This window comes from Bradyrhizobium sp. 186 (assembly GCF_023101685.1).
Lineage (GTDB): Bacteria > Pseudomonadota > Alphaproteobacteria > Rhizobiales > Xanthobacteraceae > Bradyrhizobium.
The window spans coordinates 4,629,083-4,646,511 of sequence record NZ_CP082164.1 but is presented as its reverse complement, the minus strand read 5'-3'; the positions used below and the strand labels follow the sequence as shown (position 1 = coordinate 4,646,511).

Annotated in this window: 14 protein-coding genes and 1 pseudogene; 4 read left to right on the top strand and 11 right to left on the bottom strand. The window is 64.4% G+C overall.

Annotated features, from left to right (window positions below; genetic code table 11):
* Positions 1–35 precede the first annotated feature (35 nt).
* Positions 36–837 (bottom strand): annotated as a pseudogene (locus IVB18_RS22110) (hypothetical protein).
* A gap of 106 nt (positions 838–943) precedes the next feature.
* On the opposite strand from IVB18_RS22110, the gene IVB18_RS22105 reads away from it, so the two are divergent.
* The 3 genes from IVB18_RS22105 to IVB18_RS22095 all read left to right on the top strand — a co-directional run bounded on the left by IVB18_RS22105 (position 944) and on the right by IVB18_RS22095 (position 4,401).
* Positions 944–1,441 carry a YaiI/YqxD family protein gene (locus tag IVB18_RS22105; protein WP_247991065.1) on the top strand — a complete coding sequence of 166 codons (498 nt, stop codon included), beginning with the start codon at positions 944–946 and terminating at the stop codon, positions 1,439–1,441.
* Between the two features lie 2 nt (positions 1,442–1,443).
* A complete protein-coding gene (locus IVB18_RS22100; protein ID WP_247991064.1) occupies positions 1,444–3,255 on the top strand; it encodes an ATP-binding cassette domain-containing protein in 1,812 nt (603 codons plus the stop codon).
* A gap of 66 nt (positions 3,256–3,321) precedes the next feature.
* On the top strand, positions 3,322–4,401 hold the full coding sequence (locus tag IVB18_RS22095; RefSeq protein WP_247991063.1) for a D-TA family PLP-dependent enzyme: 1,080 nt from the start codon (positions 3,322–3,324) through the stop codon (positions 4,399–4,401).
* A gap of 6 nt (positions 4,402–4,407) precedes the next feature.
* On the opposite strand, the gene IVB18_RS22090 is transcribed toward IVB18_RS22095, so the two are convergent.
* From IVB18_RS22090 to IVB18_RS22045, 10 genes are all read right to left on the bottom strand, one after another.
* Complete coding sequence (locus IVB18_RS22090; RefSeq protein WP_247991062.1) at positions 4,408–5,742, bottom strand: hypothetical protein; 1,335 nt, start codon at positions 5,740–5,742, stop codon at positions 4,408–4,410.
* 65 nt (positions 5,743–5,807) lie between these two features.
* A complete protein-coding gene (locus tag IVB18_RS22085) occupies positions 5,808–6,428 on the bottom strand; it encodes a hypothetical protein (RefSeq protein ID WP_247991061.1) in 621 nt (206 codons plus the stop codon).
* Positions 6,429–6,618: 190 nt separating this feature from the next.
* Positions 6,619–7,863: a TIGR03862 family flavoprotein gene (locus IVB18_RS22080; protein WP_247991060.1), complete on the bottom strand. Its 1,245-nt coding sequence runs from the start codon at positions 7,861–7,863 to the stop codon at positions 6,619–6,621.
* Between the two features lie 149 nt (positions 7,864–8,012).
* The gene (locus tag IVB18_RS22075) at positions 8,013–8,930 is read right to left on the bottom strand and encodes an SDR family NAD(P)-dependent oxidoreductase (RefSeq protein ID WP_247991059.1); all 918 of its coding nucleotides are present in this window, start codon (positions 8,928–8,930) and stop codon (positions 8,013–8,015) included.
* A 238-nt stretch (positions 8,931–9,168) separates the two neighbouring features.
* Positions 9,169–9,648: a MaoC family dehydratase gene (locus tag IVB18_RS22070; protein WP_247991058.1), complete on the bottom strand. Its 480-nt coding sequence runs from the start codon at positions 9,646–9,648 to the stop codon at positions 9,169–9,171.
* Between the two features lie 161 nt (positions 9,649–9,809).
* Positions 9,810–11,528: an AMP-binding protein gene (locus tag IVB18_RS22065; protein WP_247991057.1), complete on the bottom strand. Its 1,719-nt coding sequence runs from the start codon at positions 11,526–11,528 to the stop codon at positions 9,810–9,812.
* Positions 11,529–11,580: 52 nt separating this feature from the next.
* Positions 11,581–12,468: a 3-hydroxyisobutyrate dehydrogenase gene (mmsB, locus tag IVB18_RS22060; RefSeq protein ID WP_247991056.1), complete on the bottom strand. Its 888-nt coding sequence runs from the start codon at positions 12,466–12,468 to the stop codon at positions 11,581–11,583.
* Between the two features lie 26 nt (positions 12,469–12,494).
* Entirely contained in the window at positions 12,495–13,562 is a 1,068-nt protein-coding gene (locus tag IVB18_RS22055) for an enoyl-CoA hydratase/isomerase family protein (RefSeq protein WP_247991055.1), read from the bottom strand.
* Complete coding sequence (locus tag IVB18_RS22050) at positions 13,562–14,704, bottom strand: isobutyryl-CoA dehydrogenase (RefSeq protein WP_247991054.1); 1,143 nt, start codon at positions 14,702–14,704, stop codon at positions 13,562–13,564. Before IVB18_RS22050 ends, IVB18_RS22055 begins: the two co-directional genes overlap by 1 nt.
* A gap of 120 nt (positions 14,705–14,824) precedes the next feature.
* A complete protein-coding gene (locus tag IVB18_RS22045; protein ID WP_247991053.1) occupies positions 14,825–16,321 on the bottom strand; it encodes a CoA-acylating methylmalonate-semialdehyde dehydrogenase in 1,497 nt (498 codons plus the stop codon).
* A 97-nt stretch (positions 16,322–16,418) separates the two neighbouring features.
* On the opposite strand from IVB18_RS22045, the gene IVB18_RS22040 reads away from it, so the two are divergent.
* Positions 16,419–17,327, top strand: coding sequence for a LysR family transcriptional regulator (locus IVB18_RS22040; protein ID WP_247991052.1), 909 nt, complete (start codon positions 16,419–16,421; stop codon positions 17,325–17,327).
* Positions 17,328–17,429 lie beyond the last annotated feature (102 nt).

The window sequence follows — 17,429 nt, the reverse complement described above, 5'->3', positions numbered from 1 at the left end:
ATTGTGATTTGGGGAAGCCGCCCGCCCCTCTCACGTTACGCCGCCGCCTGCTCGCGCGGCTGGTAGATCGCGATGTGCTGGCAATGCGCCAGCGGCGTCGTGCCGTTGGCAACCACCAATGCGTCGAGCTCGACGAAGCGGTGGACTTTCTTCTCGTAGTTCGCGGTGACTTTTGCCCGCGCCGTGATCTCGTCACCGGCACGGCCGGCTGCGAGCAACTGCATGCGGCTGCCTACATGAATCCACGGCCCGAGAATGGTGTTGTCGACCAGCACGCGGTTCATGACCCGCTGGATCAGGCCGGGATGGCCAAGCCCCTCGCGCGCGAAGATCGGATCGGTCTCCCTGATGTCGGCGAGATAGTCGGCCGCCGCCTGACCGGCCCAGCGGCGTGGCTCTGTGCCCAACCATTTGCCGGTTTCGAAAGTCGCCGGGCTGACCGGCTTGCGCTCGGCAGCCGCGGGGACTTCGACGAAATCGCTCAATGAAACCGCGGGCGCTGCCGCCGGCAGCGCCGCCGTCCCCATGGCGCAGAGCTCACCGCGGCTGAACACCTCGATCGTCAACTCGCCATTGTGCTCGGTCGCATCGACGTCAGCGGTCTCGCCGTCATAGACCGGCTTGACGAAGCGCCCCTCGATCCGCCCGCGCGTGAGGAAATCGCGGCCCCACCGCGCCACCGGCACGTGCATCATATAGGCGAAAGACATCGACGCCCGGAACCAGCCCGCCGGAAAAGCCGAAGCGGCGCGCCACCGTGTCGTCATGCATCTTGTTCTCGGATTGCTTGGCGGTGTTGCAGGCCTCGACACGGTAGGTTTCGAGCCGGTTCGGCATGGTCGGCCTTCCCAATATTCTTGTTGTTTCGGGCCGATGGTAGGCCTTGAGGAACCGCGGTCAATCCCCCTCGCCTTTGCGGCCCGAATGGGGTACCACGCCGCCGATGGCTGACACCCCGAACACCACCCGCATCTATGTCGACGCCGACGCCTGTCCCGTGAAGGATGAGATCTATCGCGTCGCCAGCCGGCACGGCTTGCCCGTCAGCGTGGTTGCGGGGAATTTCATTCGCGTACCCCCCGATCCCCTGATCGAGCGCATCGCCGCCGGTGCCGGCATGGATGCCGCCGACGACTGGATCGCGGAGCGTGCCGGTCCCGGTGACGTCGTCGTCACCTCTGACATTCCGCTCGCCAGCCGCTGCGTAAAGGCGGGCGCCGACGTGATCGCGCCGAACGGCAAGCCATTCACGGAACAGTCGATCGGCATGACGCTCGCGGTGCGCAATTTGATGACAGATTTGCGCTCGGCGGGCGAAGTGACCGGCGGCCCGAGATCGTTCGCGCCGCGCGACCGCTCGGCATTTCTTTCGGCGCTCGACCAGACGCTGCGCCGGATCCAGCGCCGCCGCGCCGATCAGGCTGCAACGAGTCAGGGCTGACGATGGCGCCGCCGCTGATTCAACTGAAAGACATCAAGCTGACGTTTGGCGGCACGCCGCTGCTGAGCGGCGTCGAGCTCAACGTCGCAACTGGCGAGCGGGTCTGCCTGATCGGCCGCAACGGCTCGGGCAAATCGACGCTGCTGAAGATCGCGGCCGGCATCGTCGAAGCCGACGGTGGCACGCGCTTCGTTCAGCCAGGGTCGACGGTTCGCTATTTGCCACAGGAGCCGGACTTCGGCGACCACAAGACCACGCTCGCCTATGTCGAGGCGGGGCTTGCGCCCGGCGACGACCAGCACCAGGCCCACTATCTGCTGGAGCAGCTTGGGCTAACCGGCAACGAGAATCCCGCAAACCTCTCCGGCGGCGAGGCCCGCCGCGCGGCGCTGGCGTGCGTGCTGGCGCCCTCTCCAGACATTTTATTGTTGGACGAGCCGACCAACCATCTGGATCTTTCCACGATCGAGTGGCTGGAAAAGGAGCTCGACAGCCGCCGCAGCGCGCTGGTCTTGATCAGCCACGACCGCCGCTTCCTCACCAATCTCTCCCGCTCGACCGCCTGGCTAGATCGCGGCAGGATCAAGCAGATCGACCGTGGCTTTGCCGCGTTCGAAGCCTGGCGCGACGAGGTGCTGGCGGAGGAAGAGCGCGACCAGCACAAGCTCGACCGCAAGATCGTCGACGAGGAGCACTGGCTGCGCCACGGCGTCTCCGGCCGGCGCAAGCGCAACGTCAAGCGGCTCGGCAATCTGCACGCGCTGCGCGACCAGCGGCGCGACTATCGCGGCACCGCCGGCAGCGCCAATCTCGCAGCCGCCGAAGCGGAGCAATCCGGTAAGCTGGTGATCGAGGCGAAGGGCGTCACCAAGGCCTTTGGCGAGCGCATGATCGTCGACAATTTCTCGACCCGCATCCAGCGTGGCGACCGGCTCGGCATCATCGGGCCAAACGGCGCCGGCAAGACCACGCTGGTCAATCTTTTGACCGGCGCGGCGGAGCCGGACTCCGGCACCGTGCGGCTCGGCGCCAATCTGGAGATGGCAACGCTCGACCAGCACCGCGAGAGCCTCGATCCCAAAACGACGTTGGCGGAGGCCCTGACCGGCGGCCGCGGCGACCAGATCATGGTCGGCGGCAAAGCCAAGCACGTCGTCGGCTACATGAAGGATTTTCTATTCGCGCAGGAGCAGCGCGGCACGCCACTGGAAGTGCTCTCGGGCGGCGAGCGCGGCCGGCTGATGCTGGCGCGCGCGCTGGCGAAACCATCGAACCTGCTGGTGCTGGACGAGCCGACCAACGATCTCGACCTCGAAACGCTCGACGTGCTCGAAGACATGCTCGGCGACTACGAGGGCACGGTCATCCTGATCAGCCACGACCGCGACTTCCTCGACCGCGTCGTCACCTCAGTGATCGCGCCCGAGGGCAACAGCAAGTGGATCGAATATGCCGGCGGCTACAGTGACATGCTGACGCAACGCGGCGCCGACCTCACGCGCGAGACGGCGAAGGCGCAGCCGGCTGCGGAGAAGAAAGAGGATCGGCCCACAGCTCCCGCTGCCGCGCCAAAACGGCGCCTGAGTTTTAACGAGAAGCACGCGCTCGAAACCCTCCCGAGGAAGGTCGAGACGCTTCACGCCGACATCGCCAAGCTGCAGCGCGTGCTGGACGATCCCAATCTCTATGCCAAGGATCGTAAGAAATTCGACGACACGTCGGCAGCGATCGCCAAGGCACATGAAGAGCTTTCGGCTGCCGAGAACCGCTGGCTCGAACTGGAAATGCTCCGCGAAGAGATTGAACAGGCCTAGCGCGCATTCCGCAAAAGTGGGCACCGGTTTTGCGATCAGAATGCGCGCCAACGAAGAGACTCTCCCATGACAACGACTCTTGCCGCCAAAATCGCCCGCGAATACGGCACGCCTTGCGCCGTCATCGACATGGACAGGGTCGAGCGCAACATCGCGCGGATTCAAAAAGCCTGCGATGACGCCGGAATCGCTAACCGGCCGCACATCAAGACGCACAAGAACCCGACGATCGCGAAGATGCAGGTCGCAGGCGGCGCCAAAGGCATCACCTGCCAGAAACTCGGCGAGGCCGAGATCATGGCCAATGCCGGCATCGACGATATCCTGATCAGCTACAATCTGCTGGGCGAAGAGAAGATGGCGCGGCTCGGCGCACTGCAAGCGAAGGCCAACATGACGGTGGCCGCCGACAATTCGACCGTGGTGACCGGCCTGCCCAAGGCGGCCGCAGCCTCGGGACGCCCGCTCTCTGTCGTCGTCGAATGCGATACGGGGCGCAAGCGCGCCGGCGTCGAGACGCCGGCCGAAGCGATTGCGCTCGCGCGCGAGATCGCCGCATCCAAGGGGCTGCAATTCGCGGGCTTCATGATGTATCCGACCGAGACCGGCTGGGCCGACGCGCAGAAATTCTATGACGAGGCGCTTGCCGGCGTCCGCGCCCACGGACTCGACGCCACCATCGTCTCCACCGGAGGCACGCCGAACCTCGTCAACCTCGGCAAGCTCAAGGGCGGCACCGAACATCGCTTCGGCACCTATATCTACAACGACCGCATGCAGGTCGCGGCCGGCGTCGCCACCTGGGACGACTGCGCGCTGCACATCTATTCGACAGTGGTGAGCCGCGCCGCGCCCGAGCGCGGCATCCTCGACGCCGGCTCGAAGACGCTGACGTCGGACACCGGCGGGCTCGACGGCCACGGCCTGATCCTGGAGCATCCCGAAGCCAGGATCGCGCGCTTCGCCGAGGAGCACGGCTTTCTCGACCTCTCCCGCAGCAACACGCGGCCGAATGTCGGCGACGTCGTGCGCATCGTGCCGAACCACGTCTGCGTCGTCGTCAACATGATGGACGAGGTGGTGATGGTGCGCGGCGAGGAGATCATCGGCACGCTGCCGGTCGCGGCACGGGGGAAGCTGCGGTAGGCAGGCTCAGTCAAACTTGGCGAGCGTTGGGGCGTCCACGGTCAACGCTCGCGCATGAAGTGGACTTGCCCTTGTCACTCTCAATCTCTTCATGTCGCTCGTTCGTCCCTGCCTGACAATCGGGCGCTTTACGTCTGTGCCTGACGTTGAATCGACCCCCATGGCATAGAGACTGCCTGGGAAGCCACGGTAGGTTCGATCGACTCTCATTCGGTCGAGAGACGCCGCGAGTGGCGAAGTGGCGTCTTCATCCGTCTCTGGCGCAACATAAGTACTTGGACAACGAGGAAGCCGGTCTGGAATCTGATAGTCCAGCTGTTGCCCATTTCGACCGTATGTCATCCGAACCATTTCGCGCGCAAGCGCGGGCATATTGTGCAGTGTCGCGGCGCCTGCAGGAAGCAGTGCGTTGAAAACAACGGTCCGCACACAAGCCGATGACGGCTTTTTCGGTCGCAACAGCTCGAGCGCCTCCCCGCTCTGATAGACTTGATCGATTTCGGCGTAGGCATTTTGCTTTCGGATACGCTTATCGACGTAGGATACGCCCACGACCGGGGATGCATCGAATGCAAAGACCTTGACGATCCGCGGACGGGCCGGATTGTTGGCGAGTGCCGAAAATTGTGCCAGCCCGGCGCCTAGCGAATGTCCGACCGATACGATCTGTGGGTTCCGCGCCTTCCTGTAGCATTCGAGCGCGGTTATCTTCTTGATGATGGCATCGATGTTACGTCGCAGTTGACGATAATGGTCATCGGCAACGTATCCGGTCACGGGGTCCAGGTTGGTGATCCAATCGGCGGTTGAGGGCGTGCTCCCGCGAAAAGCGATACTGACCTCGCTACAGGCAGCTCCCTCCTTCCGGGTTGCCCGCGTACGGGCCCAGACTTGAAACGTTGGCCCGCCGGAGATCGGCAAAGTCCAACGGTCCTTGCTGATTGCCTTGAGGCAATCGGGATCCGCTTCGAAGCAGGTCAGATAGCCTTCGCTGCCGAATTGATATTGCCAGGATTGGAGATACTTTGTCGCAGCTTGAATTATCTTCGGGTCGTCGGTCGGTATCGCGGCCACCGCGAGCTTGACGTCGGAGCCATCGAGTGCGGGCAGCCCGGAGGGACGGCGCGTCGCATTAAACCTGTCGACATCGGTGTAGGCTGCTGCTGCCTGGATTGCGTAAGGTGCGTAGTATCGAGCAACCCACGTCGCAAAGCTTCCCGTCACGTAGTCGGCGGTGTCGCCACCAAGGGGCTGCGCAGAGGCCGCCTGAGCGCTCAGAACCGCCACGCATGATGCCGCCGCAATCCAGCGGCAGGAAATCAAAAAAAACAAATTGCGCATGTCGCTGCCCCCAGCTCAATGCCTGAAAACAGGCACGATACAACCTTTTGCCGGAAGCTGCAACCTCACCGAGAAGAGCGGGAGCGGCCCTCACGCCTCGCGACAAAGCCCGCTCTCGCGGCAACAAACACCGCAAAGGCGACAAACATTCCGAGAGCCAGAAGCGGTCCAGAGTCGTGGGCAGGCAAATCCTGCATGTTGAGCGCCGCAAAGGCTTTCTCGACTTTTTTGCCAAAAAGCGGGCAGCCGGTACTCTGCGGCTTGCAAAGCCTCTCGTCCGCGAACATCCTGACGGTCCACAGCGGGGCCCAATACGGCAGCACGGCAAGAACCAGAGTGATGGCCGCGCCGATGACGAGCCGGGTTTGCAGGCGCGTCCAGGCGAAGATCAACACGACATAGCAGACGAACAGCCAGGCCCCCAGGATGAGATGGAAATAGGACCGGCGCGCCGCGGAGCCGACGATGTCGACACCTCCGAGCCACAGCGCCCAGTCGATGACCTCGCTGGCGGGCAAAGAACTTACGATGCAGGGAGATTCCTGATCGACCCGGCAGCCCGTGAAATACGCCAGCGCGGCGACTGCACAAATGGCAAGCTCCGGAAGGAATGGGATCACGAGGAGCAACAGAAGCGCCGCCCGTGCCCAGTGCCGACGAGAGGGTTCAGGAGATTGGTCGGCCATGTGAGTGCCGGTTTCTCATATCCCGTTTAGAGCCAATGAAGGTCGCGCCGGCCGGGTCCAAGGTTGCCTAGCATCGTCGCGCGGCTATGCTGGCCTACCCTCAGCGCCGAATCCAACTTCTAGCAAAAACTGACACGGCTTCACGCTACAACCTTGACGCAGCTCAAATGCTGCACCAAGACTTTGCGATTCACAATAGTGGTCCCCGCTCCACAAGCCACTTCAGCACACCCCTTCCTGCGGCAACACCGGTCGCGAACGAGCCCTGCAGCAGATAACCGCCGGTCGGTGCCTCCCAATCCAGCATCTCACCGGCAGCGAATACGCCGGGCAGCTTGCGGATCATGAAGTCGGCATCGAGCTCGTCAAAGCAAATGCCGCCGGCGCTCGATATCGCGCGCACAATTGGTGCGACGCCTGTGAGCATGACGGGCACGGCGTTGATGAGCTCTGCCAACCGCTCAGGCGGCATACCCGACAACGACTCGCCTGCCTGGATAGCGGCTTCCTGCAGCAGCCCGACCGCGACCGGAGAAAGCTGCGCGGCCTTGCGCAGGAAGTTGGAGAACGATTGCTTGCCACGCGACGCTGACAGGCGCTTGACGAGTTCGGCCTGATCGACATCCGGACGCAACGCGACGTGCAAGACCGCCTCACCCTTCGCGATAATCGCCTCGCGCAGCTCCGCCGACAATGCATAGATCGCCCCACCCTCGATGCCGGCCCGCGTGACGATCGCCTCACCGCGCAGGCTGTGCGGGCCAAAGCTCAGCGCAATGCTCTTGAGTGGCTGACCTTCGAAGCGCGAGCGGAAGACATCGGACCAGGCGACGGTGAAGCCGCAGTTCGCAGGCAGTAGCGGCGCGACCGCGACGCCTTTGTCGGCGAGGATTGTCGTCCAGCCGCCATCGGAGCCCAGCCGCGGCCAGCTAGCGCCGCCGAGCGCCAGTACGGCAGCGTCGGCGGCAACAGCGGAAGGGCCATCCGGTGTCTGAAATAGTAGCCGCCCTTCACTGTCCCAGCCAATCCAGCGATGGCGAAGGGCGAACTGCACGCCCGCTGCATCGAGCCGGCGCAGCCAGGCACGCAGCAGCGGCGAAGCTTTGAACGCTTTCGGAAACACGCGGCCGCTTGTCCCCACAAATGTCGGCTCGCCGAGCGCCTCGCTCCAATCGCGCAAGGCATCGGGCGGGAATGCGTCGATGGCGGCTTTCAGTTTCGGCGCCGCCTCGCGATAGCGCGCGAGAAACTGCGGCAACGGCTCGCTATGGGTGAGATTGAGTCCACCGCGGCCTGCCATCAGGAATTTGCGGCCGGCAGACGGCATTGCGTCGTAGACGGTGACGCGAGCGGCGCCCTGCGCGAGCACCTCGGCCGCCATCAGCCCGGCGGGCCCTGCGCCGATGACGGCGACGTTGATTGAGCTTTCAGACATGCCACGACTCTAGGCCAGACCGTGCCACAAAACAGGTCGTCATGCCCGGGCTTGTCCCGGGCATCCACGTCTCTCCTCGTGCGCTGTGGCACGTGGGTGGCCGGGTCAAGCCCGGCCATGACGGCGGAGTGTAAGGCAGCTCCGGAGAGCTACAGCTTTATTCCCGCCCTCGCCGCCGCCTGTGCCACGTATTTCTGCGTCTGCTCGAAGGCGCCCGTCAGTGCCCTGGCCTTCGACATGTCGCTGATCTCGGCGAAATGTGCCGCAACCGCATCCGGCGTCCACTCAGCTTCCGGCAGGTTGATGCCCTCGCTCTCGATAATCTTGATCACCGCGAAGGAGCCGGCGCCGGCGCCCATGATGGTGCGGGTCGGCGCATCCTCGCTCAGCATGTATTCGACCGCGGGTGTGATCGCGTTCGGCTTCATCAGTTGCAGCGCCTGCGGCGGCAGCAGCTCTTCGGTCATGCGGGTCGCCGCCGTCGGCGAGATGATGTTGACGCGGATGTCGGTCTTGCGGCCCTCTTCCGCGAGCACGTTCATCAGGCCGACCATGCCGGACTTCGCCGCGCCGTAATTGGCCTGACCGAAATTGCCGTAGAGGCCGGAGGACGAAGTCGTCAGCACGATGCGGCCGTAGTTGCGGTCGCGCATGCCGGCCCATGCCGCCTTGCAGCAATAGAAGGTGCCGACGAGGTGCACGTCGAGCACCTTCTGGAAATCGGCGGCCTCCATCTTGCCGAACGACTTGTCGCGCAAAATGCCGGCATTGGCGCACATCAGGTCGACGCTGCCCCACTCCTTGGTGGCGCGCTCGACCATCGCGGTGACCTGCTCGAAGTTAGAGACGTCGGCGCCGTCGGCCATCGCGGTGCCGCCGGCTTTCCGGATCTCCTCGACCACGGCTTCCGCGGGCGAGAGCGAACCGCCGCTGCCGTCGCGCGCGCCGCCGAAATCGTTGACCACGACTTTCGCGCCGCGGCTCGCCAATCCCAGCGCATGCGCCCGCCCGAGGCCATTGCCCGCGCCGGTGACGATAGCGACGCGTCCGTCAAACCTGATTGCCATGAGTAAGCTTCCTGCTTCTTCTTCCTTCTCCCCTTGTGGGAGAAGGTGGCGCGAAGCGCCGGATGAGGGGTTGTCTCCACAGGCGAGTCCGCGGAGAGAGACCCCTCACCCGGCTTCGCGTTCCGCGAAGCCACCCTCTCCCACAAGGGGAGAGGGTGAGAGTGCTCCGCGAGAGATTTGGAGAGCTTTTGAGCAGTGATGGATTGCCGGGTCAAGCCCGCCAACGACGGGCGCGAGCTTACGCGAAATAGATCAACCCAAGCCACTCGGCGACCAGCGCCGGCTTGTCCTCGCCCTCGATCTCAACCGTCACGTTGGTGCGCGACTGCAACTCGTTGGGCTTGCGCAGCCTGGCTTCCGCCAGGACGAAACGGCCGCGGACGCGCTTGCCTGAGCGGACCGGCGAGATGAAGCGCAGCTTGTCGAAGCCGTAGTTGACGCCCATCGTCGTGCCGGCAATGACCGGCATCACCTCGTAGGACATGATCGACAGCAGTGACATCGTGAGGAAGCCGTGTGCGATCGTCGTGCCGAAGGCGGTTTCCTTCTTCGCCCTTTCAGGATCGACGTGAATGAACTGGTGATCCTCGATCACATCGGCATAGGTGTCGATGCGGGGCTGATCGACCAGGTGCCACGACGACACGCCGACCTCCTTGCCGACCATGGCCTGATAGGCCTGAAGCGTAATCGGCGGCTTCTTCCAGACCTCGTTCATTGATAGCTCCAACCACTGTCATTCCGGGGCGACGCGACGGGACCGCGCAAGCGCGGCCCGGAGCGTCGAGCCCGGAATCCATCGGGCCACAGCGTCTGTTGCTGAATGGATTCCGGGTTCGCGCTCCGCGCGCCCCGGAATGACGAGCTCACTTCGTTCACTTAGGTCTCACTCCGTGTTTTCGGCAGCTCCGGAAAATCCTCTTCCCGGAATTCGCGACCGCGCAGGGGATCGTTGCGGTCGTCGTCGCGTTCGAGCCGTCGCAGCTGAACGCGGCGGATTTTTCCCGAGATCGTCTTCGGCAGCTCGGTGACGATTTCGATGCGGCGGATGCGCTTGAACGGCGCAAGGCGCGTGTGCAGATGCTTGAAGATCGAGAGCGCGGTCTCCTGCGAGCGCTCCGCGCCAGATGTCAGCAGAACGAAGGCCTTGGGGATCGCGAGACGGATCGGATCGGGGCTCGGTATCACCGCAGCTTCGGCGACGAGCTCGTGCTCGAGCAGCACGCTTTCCAGCTCGAACGGGCTGATGCGGTAGTCGGAGGATTTGAAGACGTCGTCGGAGCGGCCGACGAAGGTGAGATAGCCGTCGTCGTCCTCGAACACGACATCGCCGCTGCGATAGAGCGCGCCCTCCACGCCGGACAGCTCGCCGTCGTCGCCCTGATAGCCCTGCATCAGGCCGGCGGGACGCTCAGTGCCGAGCACCAGCGTCACCTCGCCTTCCGTCGAAGGGTTGCCGTCGGCGTCGCTAACCTGCACGCGATAGCCCGGCAGCGGACGGCCCATCGAGCCGACCTTGATTGCCTGCCCCGGTGAATTGCCGGCAAGCGCCGTGGTCTCAGTCTGGCCGTAGCCGTCGCGGATGGTGAGCCCCCACACCGCCTGCACCTGGTCGATCACCTCCGGATTGAGCGGTTCGCCGGCTCCGCAGACCTCGCGCAGGGCCACCTTGAACGACGCCAGGTTCTCCTGAATGAACAGCCGCCACACTGTCGGAGGCGCGCAGAGCGTTGTGACACCGCAGCGGCCGATGGTCGCGAGCAGTCCCTTAGCATCGAAGCGCGGCTGGTTGACCACGAACACGGTGGCACCCGCATTCCAGGGCGCAAAGAAACAGCTCCAGGCATGCTTGGCCCATCCGGGCGAGGAAATGTTGAGGTGGACATCGCCGGGCTTCAGCCCGATCCAGTACATGGTCGAGAGATGGCCGACGGGATAGCTGCGCTGGCTGTGCCGCACCAGCTTTGGTTTTGCGGTGGTGCCCGAGGTGAAATAGAGCAGCATCGCGTCGTCGGCGTTGGTCGGGCCATCGGGCGCAAAACTCTCCGAAGCCTTTGCCGCATCATCGTACGAAAGCCAGCCATCGGACGCCGCGCCGACCACGATGCGGACGATATTCTCCGCACCGAGGCTCGCGAACTTCGCGACCTGGTCTTGCGCCGCAACCACCGCCCTCGCCTTGCCGCGATCGAGCCGGTCGCGCAGCTCGTCGGCGGTGAGCAGCGTGGTGGCGGGGATCACGACGACGCCGAGCTTCATCGCCGCGAGCATCGTCTCCCACAACGGAACCACATTGCCAAGCAGAAGCAGGAGATGATCGCCGCGCTTCAGGCCCTGCGCGCGGAGAAAGTTCGCGACCTGGTTGGAGCGGCGCGATAGTGCCATGAAGGACAACTTGGTCTGCCGGTCCTGTGCGGCATCGACGATCCAGAGCGCGGGCCGGTCCTTGCTCTCCGCGCCCGCCGCAAGCTCGGCGTCGAACCAGTCGAGCGCCCAGTTGAAGAGAACCGGATCGGGCCAGCGGAAACCTTCGACCGCGGCCTCGTAATCCGTGCGGTTTTCAAGCAGAAACGCGCGCGCTTCCTGAAATGTCGTCATCTCAGGTCGTCTCCCTCCGCGCAGATCCGGGTCATCCAAGGATAGACGACCATTATTTCCCGGCCAGCCCCCTAACGTGCTTGATAATTCCGGAAAAATCCACCCCGCCTTGGCCGTCCCTGTCAAAGGCCTGGTAAATCTCCTGCGCATGCTGGCCGAGCGGCGTCGCCGCGCCCGCGGCCTTCGCGGCGTCCTGCGCCAGCGTCAGGTCCTTCACCATCAGCGCCGAAGCGAAGCCCGGCTTGTAGTCGTTGTTGGCGGGCGAGGTCGGCACCGGACCCGGCACCGGGCAATAGGTCGTCAGCGACCAGCACTGGCCCGACGAGGTCGAGGCGACGTCGAACAGCGCCTGATGCGAGAGCCCGAGCTTCTCGGCCAGCACAAACGCTTCGCTCACCGCGATCATGGAGATGCCGAGGATCATGTTGTTGCAGATCTTGGCCGCCTGCCCCGCACCGGCGCCACCGCAATGCACGATCTTCTTGCCCATCTTCTCCAGCACGGGCTTGGCGGCGGCAAAGGCCTTGTCGTCGCCGCCGCACATGAAGGTCAGCGTCGCGCCCTTGGCCCCGCCAGTACCGCCCGAGACCGGCGCGTCGACCGAGAGCACACCGTGCTTGGCCGCGAGCGTATGCGCTTGCCGCGCGCTTTCGACGTCGATCGTGGAACTGTCGATGATCAGCGCTCCCTTGTCCATGACGGGAACGACCTCGTTCCAGACAGCGAGCACATGCTTGCCGGCCGGCAGCATGGTGACGACGACATCGGCGTCTTTCACAGCGCCCGCCGCGCTCTCGGCGATGCCGGCGCCGTCCACCTTGGCCTGATTGCGGGAAGCTTCGGCCAGATCGAAGGCGACGACCTTGTGGCCGGCCTTGACCAGATTGGCCGCCATCGGGCCGCCCATGTTGCCGAGACCGATAAACGCGATCGTGGCCATCTTCGTTTCCTCCGCTTGTAGCGTTGTTAGTTGAACTTGAGTTCGTCGGTGCCTATCTCGGCGAAATACGGGGCAAGCATGTCCGGCGTCACATCCTCGATGCGCGGCGGCGACCAGGTTGGGTTGCGATCCTTATCGATCACCGCGGCGCGCACGCCGTCGCGAAAATCGTCGCTGCGGAAGACTTCCAGCGCGGCGCGATACTCGCGCACCAGGCACTCTTCCAGGCTCGAGGCGGCACGCGCAAGCCGCAGCAGCTTCAGCGTCACCACCATGCCGCGCGGCGATTTCTCGCCGAGCGTCTTCAATGTCGCCTGCGCGAAGTCAGAGCCGTCACGCTTGAGCGCGGCGAGGATGTCCTCCATGCGGTCGAAGCCGAACAGCGCATCGATGGTCGCCTGTTTTGCCGCCACCGGCCCCGCGGCATCGCTGGTCGCAAAGCCGTTGATGAGCTTGCTGACATCGGCCGCGGTCACCCCGGAGCGAACTTTCGTCAGCGCATCGCGTAGCTCCGGCAATTTCGCCGCCGGCACGACAGCATCGGCGAACTTCGCATGGATCGCGTCCGGCCCGTTCATGGTCTGGCCGGTCAGGCCGATATAGGTGCCGATCTCGCCCGGCGAGCGCGAGAGCAGCCAGGTGCCGCCGACATCGGGGAAGAAGCCGAGCCCGACTTCGGGCATCGCGAGCTTGGTGCGGTCGGTGACGACACGGTGGCTTGCATGCGCGGACAGGCCGACGCCACCGCCCATCACGATGCCGTCCATGAACGCGACATAGGGCTTCGGAAATGCCTTGATACGGGCGTTGAGAATGTATTCCTCCCGCCACAATATCTTGCCGAGATCGCCGTTGACCTTCGAGCTTTCCCAGAGCGCGCGGATGTCACCGCCGGCGCACAGGCCGCGCTCGCCGGCACCTTCCAGCAGAATCACGGCGACGGCGGGATCGGCCTCGAAGCGGTCGAGCGCCTTCTCGATGTCGCGAAACATCTCCAGCGTCACGGCGTTGATGGCCTTGGGACGATTGAGCCGGATCACGCCGGCCGCGCCTTCGACACGGGCGATCAGATCGCCCTCTTCCACTGCCGTCATCATGCACCCTCGATCAGTTTGCGCGCCACGATGAGCCGCATGATTTCATTGGTGCCTTCGAGAATCTGGTGCACGCGCAGATCGCGCACGATCTTCTCGATACCGTATTCGCTGAGATAGCCGTAGCCGCCGTGGAGCTGGAGCGCCTGGTTTGCGACCTCGAAACCGGCATCGGTGCCGAAGCGCTTGGCCATCGCGCAGAGCATGGTGGCGTCCGGATCCTTGCGATCGAGCGCGGCGGCTGCGCGCCACAGGAAGGTGCGCGCGGCCTCCAGCTCGATCGCCATGTCGGCCAGACGGAATTGCAGCGCCTGGAATTCGTCGAGCCGTTTGCCGAAGGCCTTGCGCTCCTTCATGTAGGCGCGCGCCTTGTCGAGCGCGGTCTGCGCGCCGCCGAGCGAACAGGCCGTGATGTTGAGGCGGCCGCCATCGAGGCCGGCCATCGCGATCTTGAATCCGACGCCCTCCTCGCTCAGCCGGTTGGCGACCGGCACGCGGGCGTTCTCGAACATTACCGCCCGGGTCGGCTGCGCGTTCCAGCCCATCTTGCGCTCATTGGTGCCCAAGGAGACGCCGGGCGTCTTGCCGTCGATCACCAGCGTCGAGATGCCGCCGGGGCCGTCGCCGCCGGTGCGCACCATCGCGACCAGCAGGTCGGTGCCGCCGGCGCCCGAGATGAACTGCTTCTGGCCGTTGAGGATGTAATGATCGCCGTCGCGCACCGCGCGGGTGCGCAGCGCCGCCGCGTCGGAGCCGGCGCCCGGCTCGGTCAGGCAGTAGCTTGCGATCAGCTCCATGGTGCAGAGTTTTGGCAGCCACTTCTGGCGCTGGCTGTCGCTGCCATAGGCATCGATCATCCAGGACGCCATGTTGTGGATGGAGATGAAGGCCGAGGTGGTCGGACAGCCCGTCGCCAGCGCCTCAAAAATCAACGCCGCGTCGAACCGCGTCATGGCGGAGCCGCCGACATCGTCGCGGATGTAGATGCCGCCCATGCCGAGCGTGGCGGCCTCGCGCATCACTTCGACGGGGAAATGTTTTTCCTCGTCCCAGCGCAGCGCATGCGGCGCAATCTTCTCCGCCGCAAACGCCAACGCCATGTCGCGAACCGCGATCTGATCCTCGTTCAGAGCGAACTGCATGCTAGGCTGCTCATTGTTCTCGTCATTGCGAGGAGCGAAGCGACGAAGCAATCCACTCTTTCTTTTCGCGGCGATATGGATTGCTTCGCTGCGCTCGCAATGACGGGCTGGGCTACAGCCCTACTTCATCAGCGGGATCGAGAACTCCGCACCTTCCTTGACGCCGGACGGCCAGCGCGAGGTCACAGTCTTGGTCTTGGTGTAGAAGCGGACCGAGTCCGGGCCGTGCTGGTTGAGATCGCCGAAGCCGGATTTCTTCCAGCCGCCGAAGGTATAATAGGCGATCGGCACCGGGATCGGCACGTTGATGCCGACCATGCCGACATTGACCTTGGCCGCGAAGTCGCGGGCAGCGTCGCCGTCACGGGTGAAGATCGCAACGCCGTTGCCGTAATCATGCTCGGACGGCAGCGCCAGCGCTTCCTTGTAGTCATGCGCGCGCACGACCGAGAGCACCGGGCCAAAGATCTCTTCCTTGTAGATCCGCATGTCCTTGGTGACGTTGTCGAACAGCGAGCCGCCGAGATAAAAGCCCTTCTCGTAGCCCTGCATCTTGAAGCCGCGGCCGTCGACGGCGAGCGTGGCGCCTTCCTTGATACCGATGTCGATGTAGCCCTTGACCTTCTCGACCGCCTCGCGCGTCACCAGCGGGCCGTAATCGGCCGAGGGATCGATCGAGGTGCCGATCTTCAGCGACTCGACGCGCGGGATCAGCTTTTCCATCAGGCGGTCGGCAGTGGGCTTGCCGACGGGCACGGCGACCGAGACGGCCATGCAGCGCTCGCCGGCCGAGCCGTAGCCGGCGCCAATCAAGGCGTCGACCGCCTGGTCCATGTCGGCGTCGGGCATGATGATGGCGTGGTTCTTGGCGCCGCCAAAGCACTGGCAGCGCTTGCCGGTCTGGGCTGCGCGCTCGTAAATGTACTGCGCGATCGGCGTGGAGCCGACGAAGCCGATGGCCTTGACATCGGGATCGTCGAGGATGGCGTCGACCGCTTCCTTGTCGCCGTTGACGACATTGAGGATGCCGGCCGGCAGGCCCGCCTCGATCATCAGCTCAGCGAGCATCATCGGCACGCCGGGATCGCGCTCCGACGGCTTCAGGATGAAGGCGTTGCCGCAGGCGATCGCGGGCGCAAACTTCCACATCGGGATCATCGCCGGGAAGTTGAACGGCGTGATGCCGGCGACGACGCCGAGCGCCTGGCGCATGGAGTAGATGTCGATTCCGGGGCCGGCGCCTTCGGTGTATTCGCCCTTCACCAGATGCGGAATGCCGCAGGCGAATTCTGCCACTTCAAGGCCACGCTGGATGTCGCCCTTGGCATCGGGCACGGTTTTGCCGTGCTCGCGCGCCAAAAGCTCGGCGAGCTTGTCGTAATCGCGCTGCACCAGCTCGACGAACTTCATCATCACGCGGGCCCGGCGCTGCGGGTTGGTGGCGGCCCATTCCGGCTGCGCGGCACGGGCGTTTTCCACGGCAGCGCGGACTTCAGCCTTGGACGCCAGCGCCACCTTGGCCTGGACGTCGCCGGTCATCGGCTCGAAAACGTCGGCCGTCCGGCCCGAGGTGCCCTTGACCTCCTTGCCACCGATGAAATGTCCGACTGAACGCATGGAATGATCTCCTTGAGGCCTGATCGCTTTGACAAATCCTATCAACCTGCATTTTATAGGATTCAAGTCTGAGATAATGCACCATAGATGTGCGAAAATGCTGGATCAAGGCACCATCGATTGGGACGACTTCCGCTTCGTGCTGGCCATCGTTCGGGGCGGCTCGGTCTCGGCTGCGGCAAAACAGCTCGGAGTCGATCATGCCACGGTGATCCGGCGCGTCGACCGGCTGGAAAGGCACCTCTCCGCCAAACTGTTTGACCGGCGCAAGACCGGCTATTTGCTGACCGAAGCCGGCCAGCGCGTCGCCGACAGCGCTGAGGCGATGGAATCGACCATCGTCGCCAACCAGGAACAGGTCGGCGGCTCGGTGGCACGGCTGACCGGCACGGTGCGGATCGGGGCGCCCGACGGGTTCGGCACGGCTTTCCTCGCGCCCCGCCTCGCGCCGTTCGCCGACCGGTATCCCGATCTCGATTTGCAACTTGTGGCCACCGCCCGGCTGTTCAGCCTCTCCAAGCGCGAGGCCGATATCGCCATCAGCCTGACCATGCCGAAGGAGGGCCGCATCGTCGGCCGCAAGCTGCTCGACTACCGGCTTGGGCTCTATGCCGCGCCCGCCTATCTCGACCGCTTCCCGGCGATCACCTCACGCGAAGTGCTGCCGCAGCACCGCTTCGTCGGCTACATCGAGGAGCTGTTGTTCACGCCTGAGCTCGACTACCTGCCGCAGGTCTCGCCGCGGATTTCGGCGCGCTTCCGCAGCGCCAATTTGATCGCGCAGCTCAACGCCACGCTCGCAGGCTTCGGCATCGCCGTGCTGCCGCACTTCATGGCGAGCGAATATTCTGGGCTCAGGCCTGTGCTGCCGGAGGAAGTTTCGATCACCCGCACCTTCTGGATGCTGATGCATGCCGACAGCAAGGATCTCGCGCGGATCAGGGCGGTGGCTGATTACATTTCGGAGATCGTCGAGCGCGAGCGGACGCTGTTTGCGGGACGGTGAATCGAGGGCCGTAGGGTGGGCAAAGCGACGGGACGCGGCGTGCCCACCGCTTCTGTTGCGATCATGGAGAGATGGTGGGCACGGCGCAAGGGCGCCTTTGCC